The organism is Metallosphaera javensis (ex Sakai et al. 2022), from assembly GCA_021654415.1.
Taxonomy (GTDB): Archaea; Thermoproteota; Thermoprotei_A; order Sulfolobales; family Sulfolobaceae; genus Metallosphaera; species Metallosphaera javensis.
Genome location: AP024487.1, coordinates 1,388,525 through 1,414,643 on the forward strand (window position 1 = coordinate 1,388,525; position 26,119 = coordinate 1,414,643).

Genomic DNA, 26,119 nt, shown 5'->3' on the forward strand with positions numbered 1-26,119 from the left:
TCCTTAATATTGTATAATTATTGGGAATCCGACAAGAATTAATTTAAACCATCTCACATCTGACCCAATAATGGTTCAAATCCAAGTTAAAGCCGAGTACAGTCCCTTGAGAAAGGTGGTTGTGGCAACTCCGGGTAACGAAAAGACTAGGTTAACACCTAAAACGCTATACGAACTTCAATACGCGGAGATCCCAGACCCCGTGGAGTTAAGGTTAGAACACGACGAGTTCGTGAAAAAGTTGAAAGAGAACGGGGCCGAGATTATCAACTTGAGAGAGGAGATCAGGAAGCTAAAAGTAGAGGAGTTAATGGACTTGGTGACAGCCTCGAGTGAATGCGAAATAGATGTAGAGTCCTTGGATAAGGAGCAGTTAAGCGATGTAGTAATTTCAGGGCTTACTGCCCTGGAGGCTAAGAGTTTAGGAGCTAAGGTCCTAGTTCCAGAAAATGAGGAGTTCTGCGTAAAGCCTCTGGTAAATATAATGTTTACCAGAGACCCAGGCATGGCTATAGGGCGAACATATGTGACTGGTAAGATGAGATGGGAATCCAGGAGGAGAGAGCCAGAAGTGTTTACCAAGATATTGAAACCAGAGTTTACACTGAGGACAGAAAAGGGCTACTTTGAGGGAGGAGACTTCTTTCCTCTGGACGGAAGACTGCTCATGGGATTTGGAACTAGAAGTAGCGGACTGGGATTAAGCTTTGTTATTCCTAAATTGAAGGAGATAGGAGAAATAGATGAGGCGATACTAGTGAAACTCGATACCCCAGAGCTTCATCCCAACAAGGGAATAGGACACTTAGATACAGTTATGGGAGTACCAGCTCAGGATGTTATAGTTTACTATAAGTCCCTCTTGGATAGATCGAAGGTTTACCTTTACAAGGGAAATGAGGTTGTTCGGGATAACAGGGTTCTCAGTGAAGTAATGAAAGATTTCCTTGGCAGGGACTTGAGAGTAGTAAATATAGGTAACGCTGAATATTATAGCGAAGAGAGGGAACATTGGCTCTTAGCAAGTAACATCATTGTTGTTGGAAAGAACAAGATTATAGCGTACGAGCATAATAGACTAACCAATAAGCTGATGGAAGAAGCCGGGATAGAGGTTGTGACATTCAAGGGAAATGAGATAATTAAGGAAGGAGGGGAAAGAAGCGGTCCAAGATGTATGACTCTCCCGGTTCAAAAATACTGAGGACATGATCCAAGATTAAACTGACCTTCTGCTGGTCAATAGGGCGATAACGGTTCGTGTATTTATCATGTTAATCTTTTTACTAACTGGGTATTTATCAAGTTTTTTAAGAAAACTCTTAAGTTTCTGCAGACACCCGTACAACTACGAACTTTTTATTGTCTGTCGTGTTGCCAAGAAAACATTTTAATTTTTAGATAATCTTCCTGAGGTTACCATACTTTATTTTATAGATTTTTACAAACAAACCTTTTAATCTATTAAGAATTAAGCGATCCATGCCTCTATTTAGGAGAAAGGGAAATAATGAGAGCGTAGGTGAAAGGAAAAAGACGAAAGTTCTGTTCACGTCAGATCTTCACGGATCGGAAACAGCTTTCAGAAAATTCATTAACGCAGGGTTAATGCAAAAAGTAAGTTCACTCATAATAGGAGGAGATATAGCGGGCAAGTCCCTAGTTCCTATTATTGACAAGGGAAATGGCTACGTTCTAGTGGATGGAAAGGAGATCGCCAAGGGTTCTCTGGAGAACGTAATTGTTGATTTCAAAAGAAAAGGTATCTATTATACTATCTTGTCGAAAGAAGAATATGACGAACTTCTATCAAACAAAACTAAACTTGAGGAAATATTTAATGAAAAAATGAGGGAAAATCTTGAAACATGGATTAAAATCGCTGAGGAGAAGTTGAGAGGCAATAACATTCCAATTTTTGTAAATCTAGGTAATGACGATCCATCATTCCTTTTTGATATTATTGATCAGAGTGATATCTTGAGGAAGAGTGAGGGTAATATCATAGAGGTAGGAGGTCATGAAATGATCTCCTTTGGTTACGTGAATCCAACTCCATGGAAAACACCTAGGGAAATGTCTGAGGAAGAACTCATGATCAACCTAAGGAGGATGGCAGAGAAGATCTCCGAGCCAGAGAAAGCCATATTCAATTTTCATGCTCCACCCTATAATACTTCCTTGGACAATGCACCCATGTTATCGCCTGATTTGAAACCGGTAGTCAAGGGAGGAGACGTGGTTATGACTCACGTAGGGTCTAAATCTGTACGAAAAATCATAGAGGAATTCCAACCTATGTTGGGGATCCATGGGCATATTCATGAGTCTAGAGCTTTCGATAAGATAGGTAAGACCGTCATAATCAATCCGGGAAGCGAATTTAATCAGGGAATTTTGCACTCAACACTAATTCTACTCGAAGACGGTAAAGTGAAGGGAAACCAGTTCATAATAGGATAGCTTCCTTTTGAACAGGTTTATTTAGGGTCTACCTTGACGTTCTTTAAATGATCCTCGGAATATATAATATCAAAATTGGAAAGAGAAAAAATTCACCACCCTCTCATCCAATTCCACCGAGCTACAGACGATGGTGAAACTACTTGATCATCCACATGGTTTATTTTAAAGATGTTTAGTTGAAACAGGGAGTGTCTTTATTCTTTTAATGTTTACAAGAGTCAAATCTGTCATCACTTTATATTATTTTTTGATTTTTTCCTTTAAAGCTTAAATTTAGTTTAAACGTATAGAGATCATGCCTTATCAAACGAAAATACTCTTTACAAGCGATATACATGGATCGGAAACAGCTTTTAGGAAGTCGTTAAACGCCGCCAAAATCTATGGTGCAACATACTTAGTTTATGGAGGGGATATGTTCTCGAAGGACTTTCTCCCTGTTATGAGTGATGGGGGAAGCTATTTCCTTGATGGTAAAAGGGTCAGCTTGGAGACTATTCATGAAAACTTCATCCAGACAGGAAAAATGCCGCTAATAATAACAAAGGAAGAATTTGACTATGTGCTAAATAACAAAGAAGCTCTTAGGAAGGTTGTACTCGAGAGATTGGAGGCACAAGTAGACAGATGGGTTAAAATTCAGAGGGAAAAAGCAGAGTACGCCAACTTCAGCGTGATATGGAATTTAGGCAACGATGATCCTCTAGAGCTCGATTCGATACTAAAATCATACGATATTGAAACTTGTCAAGGGAAAATCGTGCCATTGGGTGATCTAACAATGATTTGCGAGGGCTTCGTAAATCCCACACCTTTTCAAACTCATAGAGAAGTTCCAGATTCCACACTTTACATTAGATTAGAGAAGTTAATGGAGAAGGTCAAGCCTAAGGAGACTATTCTCAATGTGCACGCTCCTCCTTTCAATACGAAACTGGATTTAGCATTGAACAGGGAAAGGGAAAGAGTTCATGTGGGTTCGCAGGCCGTTCGAGATATAATAGAGAAATATCAACCATTATTGGGTCTACATGGACACATTCACGAATCACCCTCCATAGATAAGATTGGAGATACTAAGATAGCCAACCCAGGCAGTCAGTATCAGGACGGTCTATTTAGGGGAGTACTTGTGATCATTGAAAGATACCTGGAAAAGGGTGTTCTGAAATCTTATAGGATAAAGGCTATGGAGATATTACACGGTTAAGTCTTGTTCTTGACTTAACTACACCGCTCTTTACTTTCCTTCAGGTTGATTTTCCTGCTGTGATCTCACCCTTAAAGGGGAACCTCTATCATTGAAATAGCTTTCCAAAGCGTTTCCCAAACTCACGGTACTGGAGATGATACCGTTAAAATAACCTAGCAGGTCCTCCTTGGACGAATTAATCCTCAGCTCCATTTCATTGACCTCAATCATCAGCCTTTCTCCCGCAAAGCTCCTTATATTTTCCCTGAGATACTCGAAGGAGGTTCTGATGTAATCGAAAAGCTCCTTCTGGCCTTCCAATCCGTATCCCTTGGCCACGGAATCCAGGCTAATCCCACTGTTTATTGCAATGATCGAGATTCTGCCAATATTCTCGATCCTTTCCAAGTACCTTCCAGCCCAGTAAATTCTATAGGCGATGCTCCTAGTCAGCAACTTTCCTCACCTCAACCAAGACGTTCTTCAGTTGGCCTCTACCTGAGCTCACGAAGCTCCCAATGACGGGACTAACGTCAGCGAAGTCTCTTCCAATGGCGAATTTTACATAACCCAAATTGTAAAATCTGTTCCTAGTCGGATCTACGTCAACGTATGTACCGTCTGGCATCATTACCTCCACCCACGCATGTGTTGCCCTCGGTGTGTCATTAACAACTCCCATGACGTATCTAGCTGGGATTTTCAACGCCCTTAAAATGGCAAGGGTAACATGAGTGTAATCCTGGCAAACACCTTTGCCCAATTTGAATGCGTCGTAAGCCGTGGTATTGACATCCGTAGCTCCAGGGCTATACTTTATTCTTCCCCTGACAAACTCCACAATAGACTCTATCACCTCGCCTAAGCTCTTGGCTCCCTTTGTCAGCTCAATGGCAATTTTTTGGAAGGGTTCGGGATCCACAAGTCTTGTGGGCAAGAGAAATTGATTGAATCCATAATCAAATGGAAAATCGTAGTCAACTCTTATGGCCTTGGCGTCTACCCTAACTAGGCTGTCAGAATAGATTTCCAGTCTCCTGTGAACTTCCGTGACCTTTATTCTGTAAACTATGTTATCGAAGATATCCCTAAAATAAGTCTTGTACCCTTGTGGAATGGAATCTACCTTGTGCTCAAGAAGGCGTTGATTATCACCATCGTAGGGTACTATCCTAGTGGTATTCTCGTTCACGATTACGTCTGCCTCATATTCATATACGCTTCGGTACACTACCCTGTAATCCATACCGGTTTCACCATCCCTCCAGAGGAATTGTTTGTAACTCTACTTCCTACCACACCCACACGGCTTAAAACAGCTGTGGCTACCCTATCGTAGTAGGTGAAGAATCGGAAGTCGGCAAAGGTCTCGTAGAACGAGTCCCCCACTGCGGAGACCACAGTGTCGAAATCAAGAACCTCCTGAGCTATGAAGTTCTCATACTCCTTCATTAGCTCCTTCAATACGCTGACACTGTCATCCTTCAATATGGAGAGACCTATTCCTCCGTAACCTTCCCTTTTCTTTATTACGTAACTGGCCGGGTTATTAATCACCTTCTGAAGGTTATCCCTTTCGTAAAGGCAAATGGTGATCGGTTGCCTTACTCCCTCAAGGGAAATTCCGTATCTCTCCGCGAGATATGGTATCCATACAAAGGTGGCCTTATCGTCTGCTATTCCAACCCCTGGAGCATTGGCTATGGTTACCCATCCGCGGAGATATGCCTTCATCAACTCTGGGGTGAGGACATCTAGGTCCTCAATCCTCCTGTATATCACGTCAACGTGTACCTCTCCCTCATCTAAAGTCTTCACCACAACTTCCCCCTGCTTCACCCCTATATCCTTGGGTTCGGCTAGCACCAGGCCCAGTCTATCGGAAATGAACCTGTGCTCAAAATACGCTGAGTTCAGGGGGCCATCAGTTAAGAGCGCTATCACGGGATCCTTGCTACCGCTAGCGTAGCGAAGGGTCTCGTAAAGGTATTCCAAACCAGAGGGTTCCTTCACAGCATAACCTTCGGATAGATCGGGTAAGAATCGTTGAACGTACTCAAAGGCCTTATATGCATAGGCTATTCCTGAGGGAACCCTCACATTGTCTTCGAGTATATACGGTTCTCCGTTAATTCTCACTATGTCAGCCCCATTCACGTAGACGTACATTCCCTTCGGTGGCGAAAACCCAACCATTTCCGGTTTGAAAAAGGGCGTGGTCTTAACTATCCAATCAGGTATGGGCACGGATTTCTCCTGATAGACCTCCTTTATCAGTCGGTTGAGGATCAGGGTCCTATTGATCAAATAGTTTGATACCTCTAGATAGAAATCTGAACTGATAACCCTAGGAATAACATCTATTGGTGTGCCCCTGTATCTGGAAGAGGTGTAAAACGTGAAACCTTCCATATAGGCTTGCAGGTTCACCAGTCTGCTCAGATCGTGGATCTTGCTCTCAAGAGAGGTTACCTTCTCCAAAAGTTTACGGTTAATTGGATCCGATAAAAATTCGTTATATGTCCGATCCTTAATCATCCTCCTTATTTTCACATGTTTATACTTAATCCTGATAACTTTAAGTATTTCCTGGGAAGAAGATTGAATAGAATTAGCGTTGGGCCAAGCTTCGCTAGGAAGCTGAGACATTTGAGGCCTAAACTATTAAAGAGGGATCTGTGGATCGTTTAAAACCAAATATTTGTGAGATCAGACCATCTCTGATGAACTTTGGTGAAAGGCAGTATCTCCCTTGAGAAGGAGAAATCCCCTTCCTTAACATGATATGTCGTCAAGAGGCAACTGTCACCCATCACCCAAGGGTCTAGGTAATCCCCGTCCCTCATTCTAAAAACGTCATAAATCATTAGTTTATCCCCTATATACACCCTGGTCACTGACTTTACGTTTCCCTCGAGGAATCTCTCCCCCTTACCTCTTCTTCCAGGAATGAACGTCTCCACTATGGTGGCACTTCCCTCGACGTAAAAGTCGCTCTCCATCAATGCGTTGGCCCTGTTGTAGAAGACAACTGGATGGATCAGATAGTTAGAGTTGAGTAGTCTCACCCTTGACTTTATTTTAACGTTGGAGTCCGAGAGAACCTTGGTAAACGCTTGGTCAGTGATCGTTCTCCTGCTAACCTCTATGTTATATTCCAGTTCGTCATCATTGGCTAGGACCTCTGAGGGGTTTACCAATATTAACAAGTTTTGAGTGAGAATGGCATTCAGTGCACCCTCCCTCTCTATGATTAGGCCATCCCCGTTATCCCTTATTCCTAGGTATCCCCTCAAGTCCCAACTCCTCATCCAGCACTCTTACAAGTTCCTGAGTCCCCTCACCGGTTTTCAGGCTGATGAACACGCTGGGCTTTCCCCTTCTAACCCTAACCGAGTCCTCCCTCATCTTGTTCAGGTCAGCTTGAACATAGGGAGCTAGGTCTATCTTATTCACAACAAGCAGGTCGCTTTCAGTGATCCCTATACCTCCCTTACCCGGATACTTATCTCCCGCTGAGGTATCCAGGACGAAAATTGTGAAGTCTGCGAGCGATGAACTGAAAGTTGACATGACGTTGTCGCCTCCGCTCTCAATGAACACCAGATCTGGCCTGGCCCTCTCCTCAAGGGTCTCAAGTGCCCTCAAGTTAAGCGATGGATCCTCCCTTATGGCCGTGTGTGGACAGCCTCCCGTGACTAAACCCAGTACGTTCTCCCTGGGCAGTATTCTCAGTTTCTCCACCAGGTTATGATATATTCTCATGGCGTCATAAGCGGATACTACGTCGTTGGTGAGAATCCCCACCTTGATACCTCGTTCGGTGTATTCCTTGGCAAGAAACTCGATTAAACTTGTCTTCCCAGATCCCACTGGACCAAGGATCCCAACCCTAATCATGACATGAACACCTTCGGTTCCCTCTCCTCATGTTTCTTGGAAATCACGTCTAGAACTGGAGAGAAGGGTTCGAAATCTCCCTCCAGGGATACCTCATTTAGCACTCTCGTTATCAGTTTCTGTCCCTCAAGAAAGTTTAGTGCTCCCAACCTCACCGCTGCGTAAACCATCTGAACGAGTTCCGAGTAGGCAAGTCCGGCTAAACAGGCGGTCTTATCAATTCCCATTGAGACGCAACATCTGGCCACGACCACAGGATAGCTTCCGTTGATCCCCCTCCTCACCGCGTTAACGAACTCGTCATCGCACAGGTTCAACAGCGCCAGTGATCTTCCCATGTTGATCGTGGCCTCCCTCAACTCCCTTGTTAGCTTCGACGCAATGGAGAGCTCATTGGCCCTCCAAGGGTCCTCAAACGCCATCCTAGCTATGGGTATGTCACCTCTTTCAATCACATTCTTGAATGTGGACATTATGAATCCCTCCACGTTAAGGCCTTGATAATACGCTTCCTCAACCCCAAATGAGTAATTGAAGCTCCCAAGGGGAAGGGAGCTATCGAAGAGATGGAAAGCCCTAATGATCCGCCACAAACTGGACCACATCCCCCTCTATGGGTATCTCCACATTTGGGATAAACTTGGTCACCTCTATCCTTGGGTTAAAGGAAGCTAGTAGGTTTGGAAGGTTCGGGTTCTCAAACGGGATATAGAGCTCTTTTCCTGAGATCATAGCCTTCATGTGCAAGTTCCCCACAGCAAATCCTATCCTGAAACCTTCCACCGAATCAGTCAGGCTTATGTGGAGCACTTTCTCCTCCATCTGAACCAGCCTCCAATACCTATCCTTGAAGAGGAAAACGTCCCCATCCCTTAACCCCTTCACGCTTATTACGTGCATCCCGTCCTCCAAGTTTACCTTCACTCTACCCATCTCAATTGACCTCCTATCAGTTACTAGGTCATGAACCTTCACTCCATCAGGGATTGAATTCACCTTAACCACGTTCTCCATCCTTCTCACCTAGAACAGGAAGTATAGCCTGGTAAGGGGCAACTCCTTTGATGGTGGCACCTTGGGCACGACCCCATTCACCTTCACCTCGTATTTATCAGGGTCCACCTCTATCTTGGGGAGAGCGTCGTTGAGCTTCATGTGAGACTTTGAGATGGTTCTGGTGTTTTTCACGGGAACGACCCTCCTGCGCACCACCTTCTCAGCCTTGGATACTCCATCCTGAGAGGAGAAGAGGAGGGAGAGGGGGTTACGAAAGCCAAACATGGGCTTATACATGACAGGCTGGGCGTAAGCGATAGATGCATTGGTCTCACCCATTAAGGCCCACGAGATGGCCCCTCCCTTAATCACCATGTACGGCTTTGCCGGAAAGAACCTGGGATCCCATAACACTATGTCGGCCACCTTTCCAGGGGTCATGGACCCAACGTAATCCGATATTCCATGGGTTATGGCAGGATTAACAGTCACTTTAGCCAAGTATCTCAATACTCTCTGGTTATCGGTCATGTTTACCAGCCCAAGTTCTTTCATCTTATGCGCAAGCTGGAATGTCCTTATTGCGGTCTCTCCCACCCTTCCCATTGCCTGGGAGTCTGAGGACATCATACTGATGGCTCCTATGTCGTGAAGGTAGTCCTCAGCTGCCATGGTCTCAGCCCTTATCCTCGACTCGGCATATGCAACGTCCTCAGGTACCTTCGGATTCAGGTGATGAACTGCCATGAGCATCTCCAGGTGCTCCTCGTAGGTGTGAATAGTAAAGGGTTTGGTGGGATTGGTGGAGGATGGGAGGATGTTCGGTTCGCCTGCAATCTTAATGATATCCGGAGCATGACCACCACCAGCACCCTCAACGTGATATGCATGAATGGTTCTGCCCCCTATGGCCTCAAGAGTATCCTCCAGGAAACCACTTTCATTGGAGGTATCCGTGTGTATGGTGACTTGGACGTCCCTCTGGTCAGCTAGGGACAAGGTCTCGTCTATTACCCTGGGCATTGCCCCCCAATCTTCATGAATCTTAAATCCACAAGCTCCCTGTTCAAGGACCTGTTCCATGCTTACTGGGGAGGATGAGGCCTTGGCCGTCAATCCAAAGTTAATGGGATACTCATCAAGGGAGGATAACATTAACCTCAAGTTCCACGACCCTGGAGTAACCGTGGTGGCCTTTGTGCCCTCAGCTGGACCAGTCCCTCCGCCAATCAGGGTGGTGAAACCGGCGGAAATGGCGTCATACACCTGCTGGGGTGCAACCCAGTGAATGTGAGTGTCAATGAATCCAGGAGTTGCGATCAAACCCTCTCCCGAAATTATCTCCGTTGAGGGTCCAAGCACGAAGTCCACTCCATCCATGGTAAAGGGATTACCACCGTGACCTATACCCACTATGATCCCATCCTTCACTCCTACGTCTGCCTTTACTATTCCCAGGAGAGGGTCCATCACCACCACATTCGTTATAATGAGATCCATGGCTTCCTCCTCCTTCACCGTGGGAAGTAATCCCAGACCATCGCGTGCTGATTTACCTGCCCCGAATACTAGCTCCTCACCTCTCCTGATTAAATCCCTCTCCACGGTGACATAGAGGTCAGTATCCCCCAACCTGATCATGTCTCCCTCTGTTGGGCCATAGAGCTCTATGTATCTCTCTCTGGAAATTTTCACATGAATCCCCTCTCCTTGGCTCTCCTCACTGCCTGATCCTTTTTCTCCAGGCTACCCTCTGTGAGACCGTTAAGCCCCTCAATCCTTCTTGCTCCTCCAATGGGCCTCAGCTTGACCACTCTCGTTTGCCCAGGCTCAAACCTTACTGACGTTCCAGAGGGAATTGCCAGCCTCATTCCGAACGCCTTCTCCCTGTCAAACTTTAGCGCTTTGTTAACCTCAAAGAAGTGATAATGTGAACCCACCTGGATTGGCCTGTCCCCCGAGTTTGTGACCTCTAACTCTATTTCCTCCTCAGCAATCTCCACCTCTCCCTTTCCTGGGATTATATGATTTCCTCCACCACGGATTGGATTCCTGATGGTAACCAGTTTAGTACCATCGGGAAAGGTGGCCTCAACCTGAACAACGTCCAGTATTGATGGTACCATTTCCATGACGTCGTTTTCAGAGAGCAACTCCTGTGCTTCCTTAATTATTTGAGACATGGGTTTCCCTTCTCTGGCGCTCTCGAGCACGAAATCCGTAATTATGGACAGGGCCTCTACGTAGTTAAGCTTCAGTCCCTTGGCCTTTCTTCTCCTGGCAACCTCGGCTGCCACACTTATGAGCAATTTTTCCTGTTCCCTGGGTGTGAGAAACATTTAGGAATCATTAGAGAATCATATGATCGAAAAATAAATGTTAAAGGAGAAAAGATAAAATCTCTTCGGTCAATACAACAACTTAATAAAAAGAAACTAAATCTCACGTTTCACGGCAAGGAGTCTAACTTGTCATTTTTTTGTTTCTTGGCTAAACTTCCACTTCTCCAGAGCTTTCAGCGGACTTAATAGCCAAAATGAAGAACGCTGGGGCCAGAACAAGTGTAGCGAGAATTTCGTAAAGGCTGTTGGTCAAAGAAAAGCTCACTACCGTGAGAGCCGTTGCGTATCCGGCATACCACAACGCTGGCTTTACGGGTTTATTAATGACGGACATGATCAGAAGGGATATGGCTATGATTAGAGTTCCAAACAGAGTCTTGGGGAAACCAAGCCAAGTATAGATTAGTCCAGATGTGATGAATCCTATGAATGACAGTGCCTTGAAGTTCTTGCTAGAGGACAGAACGAACAGGCTTATGGGTCCAGTCGCATAGCCGAGAACGTGAGCAGCTATGAGGTAACCAATGGACTGTTCGAAGGTTGGAGATACAAAGAGAAGTACGACTGACGCAATCAATGACAGGAGTGTTGGAACTACTGGGATTCCGCGCCTTTCGCTAACCTTTCCAAGTATTTTGGGTGCACTCCCCACCTTTACCAGGGCGTACATATACCTGCTGATATCCCCAGCACCTATAAGGGAGGCACCTGAGGGAGATATTATGCCATCAATGATGAACAGTGCACCTAATACTGGAATACCTGCTATTAGTGCGCTCTAAGTGAGAGGCGCAGTCAGTTTGGAGACGTAACCCCATCCGTGCCCCAATATGCTGGGAGTTAGAGACCCAATAAAGACCATGGATACAAGGGTATAAACGGCCATGGATAGCAGAAATGCGATGAGGATAGCCTTTCCAGTGTGATCCTTGTTTCTACTCTCACCTGCATATACCATTGCGCTTCTGAATCCTCCATAGGCGAACATGGTCAACGCGATCGCCTCAAGCAGAGTTGATGTTTTTGATTGAATCGGAATACTAAAATTAGAAGAGTGAAATGCTAATATTCCTACTAAACCTACATAAAGAGTAAGTATCCCAAGCTTGGCGTACGTGATCACGTTGACACTAACAGATTGTGTCCTTATTCCCATGTAAACTAGGAAATAGATCACGGATACGAGTGCCACCTCGACACCGTATCCAAGCGGAGTTGGAGATCCATTGCTCCAAAGGGATGGAAAGATATAGGAGAGATATTGCAGTGAGGCCTCAGCCTCTATGGGAACCACAAATAGGGTACCAATGAGGTAAAGCCAGCCGACGGTTGAAGCTAGCACTTTGCCGTGAGTTACGTTAACGAATCTTACCTTGCTACCCACTACTGGATACATTTTAGCCAGTTGGGAGTATACTAGCACTAGGGGAAGTAACAACAGCCCACCTGCTAGCCATATCATGGGGGTTAATCCGCCTGCCATGGAGGCAGTTACTGCAGGCAAAAGAAGTATACCTGATCCTATAATGTTTCCAAGAGAAAAGGCTATCATGGAGAGAAGTCCTGCCGATTTACGAAAATTGGGATTATCTAGGACAGTTGCCTTTAAATAATTTTTTGTTTCCATATGAATCCCTCAGTTAGAAGATAAATAATAAGCTATATCCTGGAGTTTTCTGAAAAGTATCTATCTAAGACCTGCATGAAATAAAAATAATGAATACGTCGTTCCCTCTCTTAAAACAAAAGTGTCTATTTTAAATATAATTATCATTATGATATACTTCGGACTGCGCATAGCGTAGTCATGCCGGTATAGTTTAAGTTTCAAGGAATTCACTGCGAAGACACGAAGCCATAAAACGAATTTATGTAAGTTTGACGACATTATGAATAGTACAGGCTTTTCATCGAACCAGTTTTGAATTATTGCTTGCCTTTTAAATAGAAAAATCTATATATATTCAGTGGTTAATCAAGATACAGTAAGGGATGGAGATACGAATACCCTATCCATCGGCAGGACAGAGTAAAATCTTTACATGAAGAATATAAGTCTTTTTCTAAAATTAGCTTTTAAAATATAATTAATTGCTTTAAGAATAGAAAAGTTTAATATTTAAAACTATTAGACTAGTGTATGATCAAATGTCCTATGTGTGGCGGGGATAATCCAGATGATGCAACGTATTGTACAATTTGTGGATGCGACTTCACGGGAGCACAGGGCAGTATTGTCTCCCAGGCACAACAATATCAATACCCTACTAATGCTGTACAAGGTACACAGCAATGGATGGGTGACCAATCTCAGCAACAGCAACCCTATCACCAAGACTTTCAGAATCCACAGCAATTTCCCTCAACTCCTCAGGACGGGATCACTTGTCCTCAATGCGGTACTGTAAATCCTAGAGGTACTAGGAACTGCATCAATTGCGGTGCGGAGCTGGAACATCACCATCACCACCATCACCATCACCATCTATTTTAACTCAAAAATCAGGCCCTTCGTTTTTATGAGATGTTAATTTGCATCATTTTTCTGCATCTTTTTCCTAATTTCATAAATAAAAGCACTTTGAAATACAATCTCTAATACGTTGAGTACTGTAATTAAGTTCATATATGGCTCTTATTATTTCTTAAAATTGAAAATGAACTCGGTGCGTTTTATAACGGACACTTCACACACTGCGCGATTTCAGTTTTGGTGATTGAACTGTTCCTTGCAGACATATATCGGAGCGTTTTCAGCTTTTGTAAAGCACGATCTAAATTATTCTTATTTCACCTCCCTAATCCAACCGCTTTAGATCTCTACTAACATCTACTTTTAAAAGATAAAATTTTCTTTATTTTTAAAAGAATTTATTATAATTTAAAAAATTCATGAAATTACTTTCAAACTAACTATATTACTTGAGGAAAGATTTTTAACTGGAAAAAGATTATCGTATTTATGCAATATCGTATCCTAGGAAAGGATATGCAACACGTGAGAGTTTTCCTAAACCCGGGAGAAATGGTGTACGGTGAAGGAGGACATTTAGTAACTAAGGATCCCTCAGTAAACATCAATGCGGGTGCAAGAGGTGGAATTTTAAAATCATTTGAAAGAGAAATGACTGGAGGCGACTTCTTCGTTCTCGAGTTAACTGGTCCTGGAATGGTGGAATTTTCAAGCTTTTTCCCTGGAAGGATAATACCAATTCAGGTGATGGGACAAGGCCTCAGTGTGGAGCATAATTCTTTCCTTTTTGCGGAGTCCACAGTCCAGTACGGGGCAAAGCTTGGTAAGCTTTTAGCTGGTATCTTTGGAGGAGAGGGAATCTTTCTAGCGAGTTTCACCGGGCAAGGTAACGTGTTTGTTCATGCCAGAGGAGGAGTCTCAGCGTTCAATCTACAACCTAATCAGCAGATACAGGTGGAGGCGGGACATTTACTAGCCTTCGATAGCGGAATGCAGTACGATATACAGAGGGTGGGAGGACTTAAGACCATGCTTCTGGGAGGAGAAGGACTCTTCTTCGTCACGATCACAGGACCTGGTAGAGTCTGGGTTCACAACGTATCGATACTTCAATTTGCCCATGTGCTTTATAGCAGAGCCCCGCCGCCTTCGCAACCTTCCCCTGGAGGTTTTGGACCACAAGGGCCATCATTCAACATTAATCTGTAGGTTTCCCAGCCTTTGCATGTACATTTTCGGATTTTTTATGATAAACTGCAATATCCTCAATCTAACGAATTTATTTTCTCTAGTCCAATGCTAAAGAAATCCTGCGTCCCGGCCTCGCACGATGGCCAAGATCTCCATGCATTAAAGGACACCAAATAAAACTGAGGATGTATAAGTTTACATGTGATATACGAGATCAATCTTAGGTTCGTAAAGGCATTTCTCCTCGAGGTCAGGGGTAAGCTAATATTAGTGGACTCAGGAACTAAGGGAAACGGCAACAGGATCCTGAACGCGGTGACAAGTCTGGGAAAGGATTCCAGAAGGATCGAAGCGGTCATCTACACCCATTCCCACGGGGATCACATTGGTAGTGCAGGTGAACTAAAGATACCCAGGAACCTGATACATGAAAATGGGTTGAGGTACCTGACCAACGGAATAGGTAGGAAACCCGTTCTTCACTCCACAGCCCTGAAGATCGGCTTCGCGTTAATGTCCCCATTCTTTAACGCTAGGCTTTCTCCAGTTTTTGGCGCTGAAACCCTCAAGGAAGGTGAAGTCTTCCCCGGAATTCAGGTAATATACACTCCGGGCCACACTGACGACTCCATAACCCTTTACATGGAGGATGAGGAGGCACTTCTGGTTGGTGATATGTTGCAGGGTACAAAGAAGGGGTTAAGGCTACCCTCAATCTACGAGGATTTTGAACTCCTGAGGAAAAGCGTGGAGAAGGTGAAGCAGTTCAGGGTGAAGAAGGTTTACGTCTCCCACGGAATAAGTGGTCCACCCAGGTGGCCCTTCTAGTTCACCCTTTCCTCGGTTCGTACTTCCTTTCCTCTAAGGAATGAGAAGAAGGTGGCTAGGGCTAGCACCACTGCGGAGATCAGAAAGGCGTAGTGAAGTCCCACCACAAACACGGAGGAGAGACCACCGTTAAGCTTAGAGGTTCCCAGGAATATTTCAAAGGCAACCTCCTTGGGTATTGCTGCCGCAGCAACTGACAGGGTTATCACATAGCTTAGAATGATCCCCACGTTCCCTAGCGTCCTGGATAGACCTGAGACGGAACCAAAATATCCTTTAGGAGCGCTGGCCATAATGGCACTGGTGTTGGAGGGCCAGAACATACCTGATCCAACACCGTTTACTGCTGAGATCAGCAGAATCAGGGTGTAGGGGGTGTTGGGAGTCAGCACTAGGTAGAACAGGATCACAGATAACATGATAATTGCTATTCCTCCTGTGGCAAACCATCTGGAGCCGTACCTATCGGTTAACTTGCCCATGTAGGGTGCAAGGAAACTTGCTACCACGTATCCCGGAAGAAGCAACAGTGACGCGTTAAGTGGGGATAACCCTCTCACTCCTTGAAGGTACATGATGAGAAGGAAGGTAATCGCTAGACCTCCAACTGCCTGAAGGAATGTGGCGGTGAGTGAGTAACCAAGTAGCCTATACCTGAACATCTTGAGGTCGATGATTGGACTTTTAGCCCTGCTCTCATTCAGAATGAAGGCCCCAACCAGGACTATTCCCATCACCAGCATTACCAGGTTCAGCGTGTCCATCCCAACACTGGCTATAACTATAGAGGAATAGGAGATGAGCACCAGAGACGCCCCCAACAGAAGGGCACCAGTGATGTCCAGTTCCCTCTTCACCTTGTTAACATCTTGAATGTACTTCACTCCTAGCACTGTGGCCATGATTCCAATGGGAACGTTAATGTAGAATATGAAGGGCCAACCCAGGAAAGTTGTCAGTGCACCTCCCAGAATAATCCCCAGAAGAGCACCTATGTTCCAACCTAGGGAGGTATAACCGTATGCTCTCCCCATCATGTTGGGAGGAAAGTGATCAGCCACTATTGCCCCACTATTCGCAGTCATCATGGCTCCGCCAATCCCCTGAATGAGCCTGAACGTTATGAGAAGGTAAATTGAACCAGATAGTCCGCATAAGGCCGACGCAACAGTGAAAATCACGAAGCCCAGATTAAACATCTTAGCTCTGCCGTAAATGTCACCTATCCTACCCGTTTGTGTGGTGAGGATTGCTGTAACCAGAAGGTACGCCAGAAGGACCCATATGGCCGTGAAAAGGTCAGCGTGTAGATCCTGCGCAATCTGAGGAAGTGCCAGGAGAACTATGGTTCCGTCCACAGCAGCCATCAGTGTCCCAAGGACGAGTACTAGCAAGATGATTGTCTTGTTCATAAGTAAGTAGAGACGCAGGATGAGGTTAAAAACTTAACTATCTAATCATTAACTATTTGATCAACTAGATTATGTTTAACGGTGTGTAACCAGTGTTTAGCTGTTATTATGCAGAGAATTTATGTGTTTCTGCGAGTTGTGACGAGGTTTCGCGGATTGGGTGCGTCCTATCCCACAGTGACGAAATATTAGGGAACTGGAACCAGTTGACCAAATTGACTACATGTACTGTCCCTTCCGTTAACCTAAGAAAGAAAATTTATACCTATAGAGAAAAATACGTTAGACTTAATGTTTTAAGCATGGATTGAACAGTATAAAAGGAAATTGATCCTTCTGCTTAAACACTGAGGGTAAGTCCTTCCATCCGGCAGGACCACCACATGATGCAGTAAAAATCTTCTTATATAGTTGGAGTGAATATTAAAAACAATGTTAAATCTCTCAGTATTAGACTTACATATGAAAAAGAACTTATATTCACACTATCGAAAAATGATATGCCAATAAACATAGGTGGAGGACTACCCGATCCGAGAACGTTTCCCTGGGAGCGTATGGGCGAGATAGTGGATTACCTGTTGAGGGATAGGAGCGAAACAACCCTGCAATACGCCCCAAGCGAAGGAATTGAGGAGGTGAGGAAGGAGATATGTAACTTTGTGAGGAAGAGAGGTTTCTCGCTGGAGGAAGACCAGATACTCGTGACGGGAGGGGCAAAGGAGGCCATATATCTCCTCTCGGAACTCTTCTCGCAGAATATGGTAGCTTCGGAGGAGCCAACATTTCAGGGGTTCATAAGCACCATGAGTTACAGGGGATTGAGGGCATATCCTATTCCATGGGATGATCACGGTCCCATGACGGATGTCCTCGAAAAGAGGTTGAAGGCTCTCAGAATGTGGGCCGATCCGGTAAAGTACTTTTACGTAGTTCCAGTTCACAATCCGACGGGGAGGGTTATGACTAGAGACAGACGCAAACATCTTCTCGAGCTGGCAACGGATTTCAATTTTCAGATTATAGAGGACGACATTTACGGATTCTTTACCTATGATGATCCCCCATATCCTGCACTGAAATCGCTGGACAGGGAAGGAAGGGTGATCTACATCTCAAGCTTCAGCAAGATCGTATCCCCTGGGCTCAGGGTGGGCTTCATAGGATATGAGGGAAAGGAACTTGAAAAATTATCCATTATAAAGAGCGAAATAAATCATCAAGTGTCCACGCTGGATCAGCTCATTATAGGGGAGATGCTCAGGAGGGATCTAGTGGACTCAATTATAGAGAACTCCCTGCTCCTTTACAGGAAGAAGAGGAACGTTATGCTCGATGCCATAGAGGAGTACTTCCCTTCAAATACTGGATGCAGTTACACGGAGGGAGGTTTCTTCACGCTCTGCAGAAAAGAAGGGCTAGACTCTTCCTCATTGCTTAAGGAGGCGCTAAAGAGGGATGTGAAGTTTATTCCTGGAGAGAAGTTCTTCTACTCCAGCGACCAGGGAAGAAACTCCTTCAGGCTGAGCTTCAGCTTCGCCAAGGAAGACGAGATAGTGGAAGGCGTGAGGATACTTGGAGAGTTGCTGAAGTCCATGAGATGAGGCTGAACATGAGAGGTCCATGCAGACGTCTTGCACCAAAAGGAGCTGGTCTCCTTGTTGAACTCGGCAATCTGTGATAAATTACAACACGACCTTGAATAAGGCGGGGAAATATCGCAGGAGCGAGAAAAAGCAAACTAGAAGTTTATACCAATTCCTCCCTGCTGTCCTGTGGGAAGGTAGGGGATCAGTGCACTGGCCAACTGCTCTGCAGTCAAAGTGTGTAACCATACCCTGCCTGGACCGGTGATGGTCACGAAGAACAGCCCCTCGTGAGCGAAGAACACAGATCTCAGACCTCCAACCAGCTGGACGGAATAGTTCATTCCTTCCTGGAAGCCCATCAGGTGCGAGGCTTCCACCTGTATGGTCTCACCTGGGGCTAGGTCCTTCACGATTAATCCACCGTAGGAATGAAGGAAAACGTTTCCCACTCCCCTGAACCTGGCGAGGAAAAGCCCTTCTCCACCCAGCCATCCAGCGGTAAGTTTGGCCATTGTCGAGTCATACTCGACGCTGGTTTCCGCTCCCAGGAAGGAGTGAGCCTCTGCCAAGATAGATCCACCCTGTAACTGTATGGGTACGATCTTTCCCGGAAATATTCCGGAGAGTATTATCTCTCCCGGTCCATAAAATTCCGTGACGAAGAACGAGCCTCCAGTCAATATTCTCTTAAGCCCCGAGAGAAACCCTCCCCTCAATCTGGTCTGCAGGTTCACTGATGCATTCTTCATTATCATGTGTCCAGCGTCGGGGTTTGGGTCTCATTGAATTTCATGTACTTTGTATTCAATTCTCGACCCTTGGAGTTCACCGAAGTCGCGGATTGAACCGTTCATCCTTCTCACTCCCATTAGGGGGATAACCCCACTCACCTCACGGTGAGGAAACCCCCACATCTTGAGGTTAAACTTATGCAGAAACCTCCTCATGATGTTAAGTGACGCGTTGAACTGCCTATCAAGGGTGAACCCACACCTCCCGCACCTGAAGGTCCTGCCAGCCGTTCGGGAAACCCATCCACATCTGGGGCAAGACCTGGATGTGAGGTGCGGGTTCACCTCCACCACTCTACAACCGTATAGGGGAGCCTTATACTTCAACACGACAACCAGTTTCCTCCAGACAGTCCTCGAAAGCTTACGTGATAAGGATTCGCTGGCGTCATCGAACATGCTCTCCTTATTCAACCTCTCGAAGACCAGAACATGATTATTGTATAGCTCAAGAATGAAGTTAGCTAACTTATGAAGCAAATCGTTAACCCTATTCCTCTCACGATGAGAGTACCTCCTCATCAGTTTCTTGCCACCCTTCAACTTCTTAGAAGCTACAGACTGCACTTTAGCCCTCTTCATTTGCATGACGTACTTCAAGGAGTAGAGTTGCTTTAGAGAGATCGTGATAAACTTCTCGCCATCGTAACCGTCTAGTGAGAAGAGATTGGAATCAAATGAAACAGCATCGAGGGGAGTTGTACTCGGTAATTCTTTTCTAAATACCAGGTATACTTTATCCTCCTTGATGACTGGTTCTGTTAACTCCATTCCTTCCACTCTGCTAGAGAACCATCTTCTATCCCATGAGTATCTGATGTACTCGTGTGGTTTCACGGTTATCCTCACGCTCTTGCCGAGGACTTTCCTCAACGTGGTTTTCACCCTCACGTAACCCTTCCTCACAAGCGGTGGTTTGAACTTGCTTCTCCCCTTCTCGAACCTCCTCCTCCACGACTCTAGGATAGAGTATACGTCGTGAATTGCCTGGTCAACGTAGTGTTTTGCCAGTCCTTGCGCGTTCTCCCTCATTAAGTACTCTCTCAACTCCTTGTATATTTCCTTCTTTTTTGGTAACTCTACTCTTCCATTCTTCACGTTAACTTTGTTGAACACGTACTTTATTCCTCTGTTCAGTAAGTTCACGTATGCACGAATTAGTTCTTTGCTCCTCTCCTCCTCATTTCTTATCGCATACGTTAAATGTATGTATTCTTTTTCTTGTGGTATGAATGTTTCAATCCTTAAGTTCCTCAACACATTTCTTCACCTTTTCGTACTTATGACCTCTCGTTCCGCCAGAGAACGAGACTAGGATACTGATCAAGTCTTCAATTAGTTCCTGTTCTGGATCCTCTTTTTCGAGGACTGTTATCTCGCAACCGTGTGCCCTGCACACCTCCTCGAGTATCTCGAACCCGAATCTCACCAGCCTGTCCTGGTGGGCCACGACTATCTTGCTCACCTCGTTATTCAGCACCATCTTCAGTAGTTTCTGGAACCCTTTTCTCCTCATGTTCAATCCAGATCCCATGTCAGTGATAACGAGGTCGTGTTCCGGAACCCTTTCCTTCAAGTAGTTCACTTGATTCACCAGGTCATTGTGTGCGTCTGATGATCCTGGCGTAAAGTACCACTTTCTTTTTCCTTATTATTCCTGCCAATCTCTCAACGTCCTCCTCCCGAAATCTCATTTTCCCAGATGGCAATCTCTCTGGTTTTATGTACCCCTTTTTTACGTATTCCTGCAATGTTCTGTAGGAGATTCCCAGTCTCTGGCACACTTCCTTGGGCCTCAGCATTGTATTTGATTTGTATACAAAGTATTTAAACTTCACGCTTTAATAGAAACAGTTTTCAACGGCATAAAACCCTTCCTGAGGTGCAAGTTGTACCTTTAGGTATTGCAGGTCATCCCCCAGAATTTGATACTGTGGCATATCCGACTAAGACCTCTTACCTTTTTATTTCTACTCGGGTTTCTTTACGTTCCTCTTTCCCCAGCCCCTATCCTGCAACTTCCCTACTTGGTCTTAAGGATCTTTATTCTGTAAGTCGTGCCCTCCTTCACGGAAACGCAGGGATATCCCCTGCTCTCGCATATCTTGGGGATCGTGACGTCCATTGGTTCCTCGTCACTTATCACCTCCAGAACTTGGCCCGGCTTCATATGATTCAACTTTTTCACGATCTCTATCTGGGGTTCTGGACACGCCTCTCCCCTGAGGTCCAGAACATCATCCGGTTTCCTATCCTCTAACCTGTCCATAATATCATGTGAAGATCTGAAATATTAAGCTTCTCTAGTTTTTAAGGGGAATTTTACATTATACTAAAAATTGTTTATTCCTGTGGACAGTTATCGTCCACGGGTGTTATGGTCATGTCATCCGGGTAGTCTATGATGCAGAAGAACTCTAGGGTGTCATCCTTGTTCTGGAACGCGTGTTTCACTCCGCTATCTATGAAGATGAAATCGCCCTGACCGAGCTCGTGGACCTTGTCTCCCACACATACGGTACATCTTCCCTTCGTGATTATGACCGTCTCCTGGTACTTGTGGACGTGCATGCCTATCCTTCCGTGAGGTAAGATGGTGAACTTTCTAACCGCGTAATGGGCGCCATGATCTGAAGTGACTAACCACTGGATGAACGTATCCCTTGATCCCTTGATTTTTACCTCCGAGCTGGGCACCTGAGAGATCTTGGAGATGTGATATTCCATGATTCAAGGTACGACAAGGAGTAAAAAATCATGAGGTTCCAACACAAGGTGATTTCCTGCTCTGGATTTGTGGGTTGAAGCTAGACTTGGCGAGCCCATCCGTATTACGTCAAATGAAAGAGCAGAACTACGTGAAGAGGATATTGTTATTTACCACCTATCCAAGTTTGTACCCGCATGATTCTTTCAGCGGATCCCTCTACCTTCAGATCCTGGTGGAGAAGGAGCAAGTATCCTCCCTACGGGTTGAGGAAAGTGGAGGCAATCTCGGGAGGCAAGATTGTCCAGCCCGAGCACCTTGATAGGTATCGAGAGGAAATCCTGGGAATTTATGTGAACGATCCCCTGGGTCGGTCAGAAATAGGTCAGGCCATATCTAGGATCGTGCAGGGAGATCCTCCCTACGTTAAGTCCTTCAAGAAGTTCGAGTCCAGGATAAGGGAGTTGAGGGATAGAAACTCCCTGAAGGTAGTGGTGGGTGGACCGGGGGCGTGGCAATTGCAGGACAGGGACTGGATTGATTCCCTCCTCATAGGGGAGGCCGAAGAAAGTCTTGAGGAGGCAGTAAAGGGTAAGGGGGTGATACACGGTAGGAGAGCGGAGCGTTTTGTAGTCATCAGGGCTCCCTCAGGTCTCGCAGAGGTGGAAGTTAACAGAGGGAGTAGAAGGATCCCTGAGAACGTGATTCTGGAGGAGATGAGGATTCAGTCTTCCGCTCATGGACGCGTGAACCTGATAACCAGCGACATACTCAGTTACGGGGATGAGAGCGAGGTTACGGACCTACTGATCAAGGCAAGGAAATTTGGGGAAGTCACCTTCTCCAACATAGGCTCCGTTACAGCCATGAACTTCGACCTGGAAAAGATAAGGACTGCGCTAAATCTGAACGAGAACCACTGGATATCTCCCGTTCTGAACAGCGTGCAGGGATCCTGCCTCTACTCCCTTAATTCTGAAGTCCTTAAGCTCTTGAACAGGAATTACATCTACCCGATGGTGTACGTGGAGGAGGAGAGGACACGGGAGTTCCTTCAATATAAGGCTGTGGTTATTCCGTTACCCCAGACGGAAAATTACTACAAAGTTCTTTATGAGGCCTGGAAACACGATCGGGTCATAGTGAAATTGCCCTTTTCCTTCGTTGTGGATTACGTCCTTAAGAAGGCCGTAGAGACTAGGGGCAAAAACCTTAGGGAATTGAGGAGTTCAAGTCTGATCAAGTACATTTTTATGGCCGGGTTCTATAACCTTTTCCAATTTGTAAAATAGTCTCTTCGCGTCCAAATAGAGAACTGCATACTCTATCGCTGGTGTCATGTGCATCTAACAAATGTTCAGTTCTCTGAACTATGGAAGTCATCGCGAATAGAGGTACGACTAGTTTTTAGGAACTAATTTCTGTGGATCTATCTTTGTAATTTCGTTGGCCCTACCATACACGCGATTAGTGGAGACTATACACATTGCTAAAAGATCCTCAACGAGAATCGCCAAGGAAGATTTTTCCGATGATTCCAAACACATCATGTCCTTAAAATAAGGCCCATGAAAGTAGATATGCCCCACACTATCATTGCCTAGTTACTAATTTACCATCTAGAATGTTGGTAAGCAATTTCACGGTTATGTTTCTAGCTTCCTCTATTTTCCCCTTATCGAGACATTCAAGGACTTCCCTTAGCGCTCCGTGATACCCCTTAATTGATGGGCTGAGCTGGCCATCAGCTATCATGGGTAAATCATCGTCGTACCGCAATATCTGATAGGTTTCAAGGTCCCCATCAATGTACTTTATTACGAGAACGTCTTTTTCCACCTTAGATATCATTATTCCCTCACTCTCCCTGCCAATGATAGTTTTAGACCCTATCTTGACGCAGAAAAATCTAGATGGGACTTTCTTGCAACTCAGATCGTCGTTCACGAGATCTCTCAGTGTAAAAATGTTGGCCATGAATTAGGGTTACCCTAATACTATAAATATTTTATGCCTAAAAACTCTGTGGGGTTTATCTTTGTGGAACGAAGTATATATTTATTAAAGCTTTAGACAAATATTTTAAGTCAGAGACTATCTGAAATAAAGAGCGCAGAGGGAGTTCACATTAATCTGTGGGGATGGGGAAAAAGATGTAGTTGAGGCTGGACCATCTGTAGTGAAGTACTTATTGATGAAGACTATGCCTGAGGTCGTGGTGAAGAACTTCTTTTCTATTTTAACAAGGGTAACGGAACAAAGTCCACTTCTGTGAAGTTTTCTAAAGATCATGTGGATTTGGTTAAGGACACGACGAAATAGAGAACTTGGGCGAGAGCTGTATTTCTTCGGTCCTTTCTTCTTTCAAGAAACTAGTCTAAGACCAGATTTTAAGATCGTTTCCTAGTCGCTCTACTCCAGATGGTATTGCCCTTCATTCTTATTTCCATAACCCTGTGGAGCGGAATCACTGTTTCGTCGTCAAGGTACATGTAGGTGTTATCAATCCCTTTAATTCTTGAGAAGGAGATTTCATCAACTCCCTTGAATCTATCCGCGATTATGACAGAGAAGTTCTCCAGATCATGTCTGGTCCATAATATCCTGTTGAGCTCTTCTTTAATGGTCACTAGGTGATGTGTAAACTGGGAGACTAAATCTTCTACCCTTTCCATGCGTTCAACGTGGACCAAACAACGCGCTATGTACAGGTAGGAATTAGGGGTAAGAATATTTTTTACTACATACTTCAATGTTATGTTATGAGCTGGGTGACAGTTTCAACCAAGGTGAGGAAAGAACTGCTGGAGAGGGCGAAAGAATATGGAATTAACGTGTCTGAGGTACTGAGGAAGGCGCTGGAAAATGAGGTTAAGGAAAGGGAGAGAGAGGAGGCCAGGAGAAGTGCCAGTCTCATAGCCCGGAGGCTGAAGGTAAGGGAAGAGGACGTGACCCGAATAATCAGGGAGAGCAGGAATAGGGATGGCAAGGTACGTGATTGATGCCAGCTCCATAATAGAGGCAATACTGTCCTTGGGGGAGGAGGCCATATCATTTCTTGAGGAGTGTAGTAGTGCAGACCTCGTTCTTTACGAGATAGGCAATTTTCTCTGGAAGAGCGATAACGGGGAACTGGTGGAACCATTCAGGCAGGTGCTCAAGTTCCTGTCGCTGGAGAGCGTGGGATTAAATCAAGAAGTGCTTAAAATAGCCAGAGAGGAGGGGCTGACTTACTACGACGCGGTTTACCTTTACCTGAGCCGAAAGTCCGGATCAACCTTAATCAGTGAAGATAGGGATCTGATTAACAAGGGAGCTATCCCTGTGAAGAAGGTCCTGGAGAATCGATGAATCTCAGCAGTACTCCTTGATCTTTTCCAGGTAGTCCTCAACGTTCCTTCTCCGGGATTCGTCCCAAAGATATCCCTGATCCAGGGAACTTCTCTGCGCGCAGTATACCAGCACAGCCTTCATCTTGTCTTCCTCGCTTTTCCAGAACTTCCATCCCTCAAGATACGTGAGTATTACCTCCTCAGGAGGAGCTATATATACCCAGTAGGAGTTATCCACAACAAGTTTGAGCGGTTCCTTCATCCTGTCATAAACCGTGGAGACTATATCTATTCCCTTCTCCGAGATCTCCCTGATTCTAGGAAGCATTACTCTGAGTCCCATATCGGATATCCTCGATAAAACTCTCCTAACCATCTCCACGTTTCCCTCCACTATAATGTCCACGTCTCCCGTCCTGTAACTCCTCCCTGAGTAGATCTCGGCGGCAAATCCACCCACAATGATGAGCCTTCCCTCCCCTCTTCCCTCGAGGAACGAGTTGATTATTGCAAGGAATTTCAGGAACCTATCTGTCTCGCTTCCCCTAAGCTCCTCCACGCTCAGTAATATCCTCCTATACAGTTGGTCTTCCAATGTAACTCCCCATCAAGGCTGAAGCATCCCAGCTCTTTCATTAGTCTTATATTTTCCTCTGCGAAGCTGGCCAGTCTCCTCAGATCCTGTTCCGTGATCCTGTTTCCTCTATACCTCGGTCTCTCCTCAAGTAACCTTATTATTAACTTGGAATCCACAGGATTAACTAGAATGCCCGTATAAAAGGATCAGTCCAACCAAACTAACCGCATGCACACATGTTTACACTACCCCTCTCAGTTTTCGTCTGTTCTCTAATTAATGACAGTCTATGAAAAATTTTAAATTATCTCAACTAAAGAGTT

The 26,119-nt window shown here is 45.1% G+C and carries 29 protein-coding genes and 2 pseudogenes; 9 read left to right on the forward strand and 22 right to left on the reverse strand.

Annotated features, from left to right (window positions below; all coding sequences use genetic code 11):
* Positions 1 to 70 precede the first annotated feature (70 nt).
* The 3 genes from QVC96_RS08100 to QVC96_RS08110 all read left to right on the forward strand — a co-directional run bounded on the left by QVC96_RS08100 (position 71) and on the right by QVC96_RS08110 (position 3,676).
* Positions 71 to 1,204, forward strand: coding sequence for an arginine deiminase family protein (locus tag QVC96_RS08100; protein WP_287688852.1), 1,134 nt, complete (start codon positions 71 to 73; stop codon positions 1,202 to 1,204).
* A 278-nt stretch (positions 1,205 to 1,482) separates the two neighbouring features.
* The gene (locus tag QVC96_RS08105) at positions 1,483 to 2,463 is read left to right on the forward strand and encodes a metallophosphoesterase family protein (RefSeq protein WP_238026891.1); all 981 of its coding nucleotides are present in this window, start codon (positions 1,483 to 1,485) and stop codon (positions 2,461 to 2,463) included.
* Positions 2,464 to 2,761: 298 nt separating this feature from the next.
* On the forward strand, positions 2,762 to 3,676 hold the full coding sequence (locus QVC96_RS08110; RefSeq protein ID WP_287688853.1) for a metallophosphoesterase family protein: 915 nt from the start codon (positions 2,762 to 2,764) through the stop codon (positions 3,674 to 3,676).
* A 30-nt stretch (positions 3,677 to 3,706) separates the two neighbouring features.
* Here QVC96_RS08110 and QVC96_RS08115 read toward each other — a convergent pair whose 3' ends face one another.
* The 12 genes from QVC96_RS08115 to QVC96_RS08170 all read right to left on the reverse strand — a co-directional run bounded on the left by QVC96_RS08115 (position 3,707) and on the right by QVC96_RS08170 (position 13,381).
* Positions 3,707 to 4,114: an alpha-E domain-containing protein gene (locus QVC96_RS08115; protein WP_287688854.1), complete on the reverse strand. Its 408-nt coding sequence runs from the start codon at positions 4,112 to 4,114 to the stop codon at positions 3,707 to 3,709.
* The gene (locus QVC96_RS08120; protein ID WP_287688855.1) at positions 4,104 to 4,904 is read right to left on the reverse strand and encodes a transglutaminase family protein; all 801 of its coding nucleotides are present in this window, start codon (positions 4,902 to 4,904) and stop codon (positions 4,104 to 4,106) included. Before QVC96_RS08120 ends, QVC96_RS08115 begins: the two co-directional genes overlap by 11 nt.
* A complete protein-coding gene (locus QVC96_RS08125) occupies positions 4,889 to 6,211 on the reverse strand; it encodes a circularly permuted type 2 ATP-grasp protein (RefSeq protein ID WP_287688856.1) in 1,323 nt (440 codons plus the stop codon). Before QVC96_RS08125 ends, QVC96_RS08120 begins: the two co-directional genes overlap by 16 nt.
* 134 nt (positions 6,212 to 6,345) lie before the next feature.
* Positions 6,346 to 6,954 carry an urease accessory protein UreD gene (locus QVC96_RS08130; protein WP_287688857.1) on the reverse strand — a complete coding sequence of 203 codons (609 nt, stop codon included), beginning with the start codon at positions 6,952 to 6,954 and terminating at the stop codon, positions 6,346 to 6,348.
* On the reverse strand, positions 6,926 to 7,558 hold the full coding sequence (gene ureG / locus QVC96_RS08135) for an urease accessory protein UreG (RefSeq protein WP_238026896.1): 633 nt from the start codon (positions 7,556 to 7,558) through the stop codon (positions 6,926 to 6,928). The genes QVC96_RS08130 and ureG overlap by 29 nt, the downstream gene beginning before the upstream one ends.
* On the reverse strand, positions 7,555 to 8,163 hold the full coding sequence (locus tag QVC96_RS08140; protein ID WP_287688858.1) for an urease accessory protein UreF: 609 nt from the start codon (positions 8,161 to 8,163) through the stop codon (positions 7,555 to 7,557). Before QVC96_RS08140 ends, ureG begins: the two co-directional genes overlap by 4 nt.
* Positions 8,135 to 8,572, reverse strand: a complete 438-nt coding sequence (locus QVC96_RS08145; RefSeq protein ID WP_238026898.1) for an urease accessory protein UreE — start codon at positions 8,570 to 8,572, stop codon at positions 8,135 to 8,137. The genes QVC96_RS08140 and QVC96_RS08145 overlap by 29 nt, the downstream gene beginning before the upstream one ends.
* Before the next feature lie 9 nt (positions 8,573 to 8,581).
* Positions 8,582 to 10,249 (reverse strand): urease subunit alpha, encoded by a 1,668-nt coding sequence (gene ureC, locus QVC96_RS08150; protein ID WP_287688859.1) that lies wholly within the window; start codon positions 10,247 to 10,249, stop codon positions 8,582 to 8,584.
* Entirely contained in the window at positions 10,246 to 10,893 is a 648-nt protein-coding gene (locus QVC96_RS08155; RefSeq protein WP_287688860.1) for an urease subunit gamma, read from the reverse strand. The genes ureC and QVC96_RS08155 overlap by 4 nt, the downstream gene beginning before the upstream one ends.
* Before the next feature lie 151 nt (positions 10,894 to 11,044).
* Positions 11,045 to 11,566, reverse strand: coding sequence for a hypothetical protein (locus QVC96_RS08160; protein WP_287688861.1), 522 nt, complete (start codon positions 11,564 to 11,566; stop codon positions 11,045 to 11,047).
* Positions 11,567 to 11,674: 108 nt separating this feature from the next.
* A complete protein-coding gene (locus QVC96_RS08165; RefSeq protein ID WP_287688862.1) occupies positions 11,675 to 12,523 on the reverse strand; it encodes an APC family permease in 849 nt (282 codons plus the stop codon).
* A 735-nt stretch (positions 12,524 to 13,258) separates the two neighbouring features.
* Positions 13,259 to 13,381, reverse strand: coding sequence for a hypothetical protein (locus tag QVC96_RS08170; protein ID WP_287688863.1), 123 nt, complete (start codon positions 13,379 to 13,381; stop codon positions 13,259 to 13,261).
* 477 nt (positions 13,382 to 13,858) lie between these two features.
* Here QVC96_RS08170 and QVC96_RS08175 point away from each other — a divergent pair, with 477 nt between their 5' ends.
* Together QVC96_RS08175 and QVC96_RS08180 are read left to right on the forward strand one after the other, a co-directional pair.
* Entirely contained in the window at positions 13,859 to 14,578 is a 720-nt protein-coding gene (locus tag QVC96_RS08175) for a TIGR00266 family protein (RefSeq protein WP_287688864.1), read from the forward strand.
* Positions 14,579 to 14,761: 183 nt separating this feature from the next.
* Positions 14,762 to 15,388, forward strand: coding sequence for an MBL fold metallo-hydrolase (locus QVC96_RS08180; RefSeq protein WP_238026905.1), 627 nt, complete (start codon positions 14,762 to 14,764; stop codon positions 15,386 to 15,388).
* Here the strand turns inward: QVC96_RS08180 and QVC96_RS08185 are convergent.
* Positions 15,385 to 16,800 carry an MFS transporter gene (locus QVC96_RS08185; RefSeq protein WP_238026906.1) on the reverse strand — a complete coding sequence of 472 codons (1,416 nt, stop codon included), beginning with the start codon at positions 16,798 to 16,800 and terminating at the stop codon, positions 15,385 to 15,387. The two genes, QVC96_RS08180 and QVC96_RS08185, sit on opposite strands and share 4 nt — an antisense overlap.
* A 500-nt stretch (positions 16,801 to 17,300) precedes the next feature.
* Here QVC96_RS08185 and QVC96_RS08190 point away from each other — a divergent pair, with 500 nt between their 5' ends.
* Positions 17,301 to 18,404 carry a PLP-dependent aminotransferase family protein gene (locus tag QVC96_RS08190; RefSeq protein ID WP_238026907.1) on the forward strand — a complete coding sequence of 368 codons (1,104 nt, stop codon included), beginning with the start codon at positions 17,301 to 17,303 and terminating at the stop codon, positions 18,402 to 18,404.
* A 137-nt stretch (positions 18,405 to 18,541) separates the two neighbouring features.
* On the opposite strand, the pseudogene QVC96_RS08195 reads toward QVC96_RS08190, so the two are convergent.
* The 5 genes and pseudogenes from QVC96_RS08195 to QVC96_RS08215 form a co-directional block, all read right to left on the reverse strand.
* Positions 18,542 to 19,156: pseudogene (locus tag QVC96_RS08195) on the reverse strand (TIGR00266 family protein); the annotation flags it as partial.
* 12 nt (positions 19,157 to 19,168) lie between these two features.
* Complete coding sequence (locus QVC96_RS08200) at positions 19,169 to 20,440, reverse strand: transposase (protein ID WP_287688866.1); 1,272 nt, start codon at positions 20,438 to 20,440, stop codon at positions 19,169 to 19,171.
* Positions 20,418 to 20,982: pseudogene (locus QVC96_RS08205) on the reverse strand (IS607 family transposase). Before QVC96_RS08205 ends, QVC96_RS08200 begins: the two are co-directional and overlap by 23 nt.
* A 221-nt stretch (positions 20,983 to 21,203) precedes the next feature.
* Complete coding sequence (locus QVC96_RS08210; protein WP_238026909.1) at positions 21,204 to 21,449, reverse strand: sulfurtransferase TusA family protein; 246 nt, start codon at positions 21,447 to 21,449, stop codon at positions 21,204 to 21,206.
* A 74-nt stretch (positions 21,450 to 21,523) separates the two neighbouring features.
* Positions 21,524 to 21,910 (reverse strand): cupin domain-containing protein, encoded by a 387-nt coding sequence (locus QVC96_RS08215; RefSeq protein ID WP_238026935.1) that lies wholly within the window; start codon positions 21,908 to 21,910, stop codon positions 21,524 to 21,526.
* Between the two features lie 174 nt (positions 21,911 to 22,084).
* On the opposite strand from QVC96_RS08215, the gene QVC96_RS08220 reads away from it, so the two are divergent.
* A complete protein-coding gene (locus QVC96_RS08220; protein WP_287688867.1) occupies positions 22,085 to 23,179 on the forward strand; it encodes a hypothetical protein in 1,095 nt (364 codons plus the stop codon).
* A gap of 301 nt (positions 23,180 to 23,480) precedes the next feature.
* On the opposite strand, the gene QVC96_RS08225 is transcribed toward QVC96_RS08220, so the two are convergent.
* Both QVC96_RS08225 and QVC96_RS08230 read right to left on the reverse strand, forming a co-directional pair.
* The gene (locus tag QVC96_RS08225) at positions 23,481 to 23,864 is read right to left on the reverse strand and encodes a hypothetical protein (protein WP_287688868.1); all 384 of its coding nucleotides are present in this window, start codon (positions 23,862 to 23,864) and stop codon (positions 23,481 to 23,483) included.
* A gap of 413 nt (positions 23,865 to 24,277) precedes the next feature.
* Entirely contained in the window at positions 24,278 to 24,562 is a 285-nt protein-coding gene (locus QVC96_RS08230; protein ID WP_287688869.1) for a DUF504 domain-containing protein, read from the reverse strand.
* Positions 24,563 to 24,649: 87 nt separating this feature from the next.
* Here QVC96_RS08230 and QVC96_RS08235 point away from each other — a divergent pair, with 87 nt between their 5' ends.
* Complete coding sequence (locus tag QVC96_RS08235) at positions 24,650 to 24,889, forward strand: nucleoporin Nup84/Nup107 family protein (RefSeq protein ID WP_238026913.1); 240 nt, start codon at positions 24,650 to 24,652, stop codon at positions 24,887 to 24,889.
* Positions 24,870 to 25,238: a type II toxin-antitoxin system VapC family toxin gene (locus tag QVC96_RS08240; protein ID WP_238026914.1), complete on the forward strand. Its 369-nt coding sequence runs from the start codon at positions 24,870 to 24,872 to the stop codon at positions 25,236 to 25,238. The genes QVC96_RS08235 and QVC96_RS08240 overlap by 20 nt, the downstream gene beginning before the upstream one ends.
* Before the next feature lie 3 nt (positions 25,239 to 25,241).
* On the opposite strand, the gene QVC96_RS08245 is transcribed toward QVC96_RS08240, so the two are convergent.
* Both QVC96_RS08245 and QVC96_RS08250 read right to left on the reverse strand, forming a co-directional pair.
* Entirely contained in the window at positions 25,242 to 25,814 is a 573-nt protein-coding gene (locus QVC96_RS08245) for a hypothetical protein (protein WP_287688870.1), read from the reverse strand.
* Entirely contained in the window at positions 25,781 to 25,972 is a 192-nt protein-coding gene (locus QVC96_RS08250) for a hypothetical protein (protein ID WP_238026916.1), read from the reverse strand. The genes QVC96_RS08245 and QVC96_RS08250 overlap by 34 nt, the downstream gene beginning before the upstream one ends.
* Between the last annotated feature and the right edge of the window lie 147 nt (positions 25,973 to 26,119).

What these genes read in the sequence shown, in the direction of transcription:
- QVC96_RS08100 (WP_287688852.1), top strand. Translation starts at nt 71, where the DNA reads ATGGTTCAAATCCAAGTTAAAGCCGAGTACAGTCCCTTGAGAAAGGTG.
- QVC96_RS08105 (WP_238026891.1), top strand. Translation starts at nt 1,483, where the DNA reads ATGCCTCTATTTAGGAGAAAGGGAAATAATGAGAGCGTAGGTGAAAGG.
- QVC96_RS08110 (WP_287688853.1), top strand. Translation starts at nt 2,762, where the DNA reads ATGCCTTATCAAACGAAAATACTCTTTACAAGCGATATACATGGATCG.
- QVC96_RS08120 (WP_287688855.1), bottom strand. Translation starts at nt 4,904, where the DNA reads ATGGATTACAGGGTAGTGTACCGAAGCGTATATGAATATGAGGCAGAC.
- ureG (WP_238026896.1), bottom strand. Translation starts at nt 7,558, where the DNA reads ATGATTAGGGTTGGGATCCTTGGTCCAGTGGGATCTGGGAAGACAAGT.
- QVC96_RS08140 (WP_287688858.1), bottom strand. Translation starts at nt 8,163, where the DNA reads ATGTGGTCCAGTTTGTGGCGGATCATTAGGGCTTTCCATCTCTTCGAT.
- QVC96_RS08145 (WP_238026898.1), bottom strand. Translation starts at nt 8,572, where the DNA reads ATGGAGAACGTGGTTAAGGTGAATTCAATCCCTGATGGAGTGAAGGTT.
- QVC96_RS08155 (WP_287688860.1), bottom strand. Translation starts at nt 10,893, where the DNA reads ATGTTTCTCACACCCAGGGAACAGGAAAAATTGCTCATAAGTGTGGCA.
- QVC96_RS08160 (WP_287688861.1), bottom strand. Translation starts at nt 11,566, where the DNA reads ATGTACGCCCTGGTAAAGGTGGGGAGTGCACCCAAAATACTTGGAAAG.
- QVC96_RS08165 (WP_287688862.1), bottom strand. Translation starts at nt 12,523, where the DNA reads ATGGAAACAAAAAATTATTTAAAGGCAACTGTCCTAGATAATCCCAAT.
- QVC96_RS08170 (WP_287688863.1), bottom strand. Translation starts at nt 13,381, where the DNA reads ATGGTGATGGTGATGGTGGTGATGGTGATGTTCCAGCTCCGCACCGCA.
- QVC96_RS08175 (WP_287688864.1), top strand. Translation starts at nt 13,859, where the DNA reads ATGCAATATCGTATCCTAGGAAAGGATATGCAACACGTGAGAGTTTTC.
- QVC96_RS08185 (WP_238026906.1), bottom strand. Translation starts at nt 16,800, where the DNA reads ATGAACAAGACAATCATCTTGCTAGTACTCGTCCTTGGGACACTGATG.
- QVC96_RS08190 (WP_238026907.1), top strand. Translation starts at nt 17,301, where the DNA reads ATGCCAATAAACATAGGTGGAGGACTACCCGATCCGAGAACGTTTCCC.
- QVC96_RS08210 (WP_238026909.1), bottom strand. Translation starts at nt 21,449, where the DNA reads ATGGACAGGTTAGAGGATAGGAAACCGGATGATGTTCTGGACCTCAGG.
- QVC96_RS08220 (WP_287688867.1), top strand. Translation starts at nt 22,085, where the DNA reads ATGATTCTTTCAGCGGATCCCTCTACCTTCAGATCCTGGTGGAGAAGG.
- QVC96_RS08225 (WP_287688868.1), bottom strand. Translation starts at nt 23,864, where the DNA reads ATGGCCAACATTTTTACACTGAGAGATCTCGTGAACGACGATCTGAGT.
- QVC96_RS08230 (WP_287688869.1), bottom strand. Translation starts at nt 24,562, where the DNA reads ATGGAAAGGGTAGAAGATTTAGTCTCCCAGTTTACACATCACCTAGTG.
- QVC96_RS08235 (WP_238026913.1), top strand. Translation starts at nt 24,650, where the DNA reads ATGAGCTGGGTGACAGTTTCAACCAAGGTGAGGAAAGAACTGCTGGAG.
- QVC96_RS08240 (WP_238026914.1), top strand. Translation starts at nt 24,870, where the DNA reads ATGGCAAGGTACGTGATTGATGCCAGCTCCATAATAGAGGCAATACTG.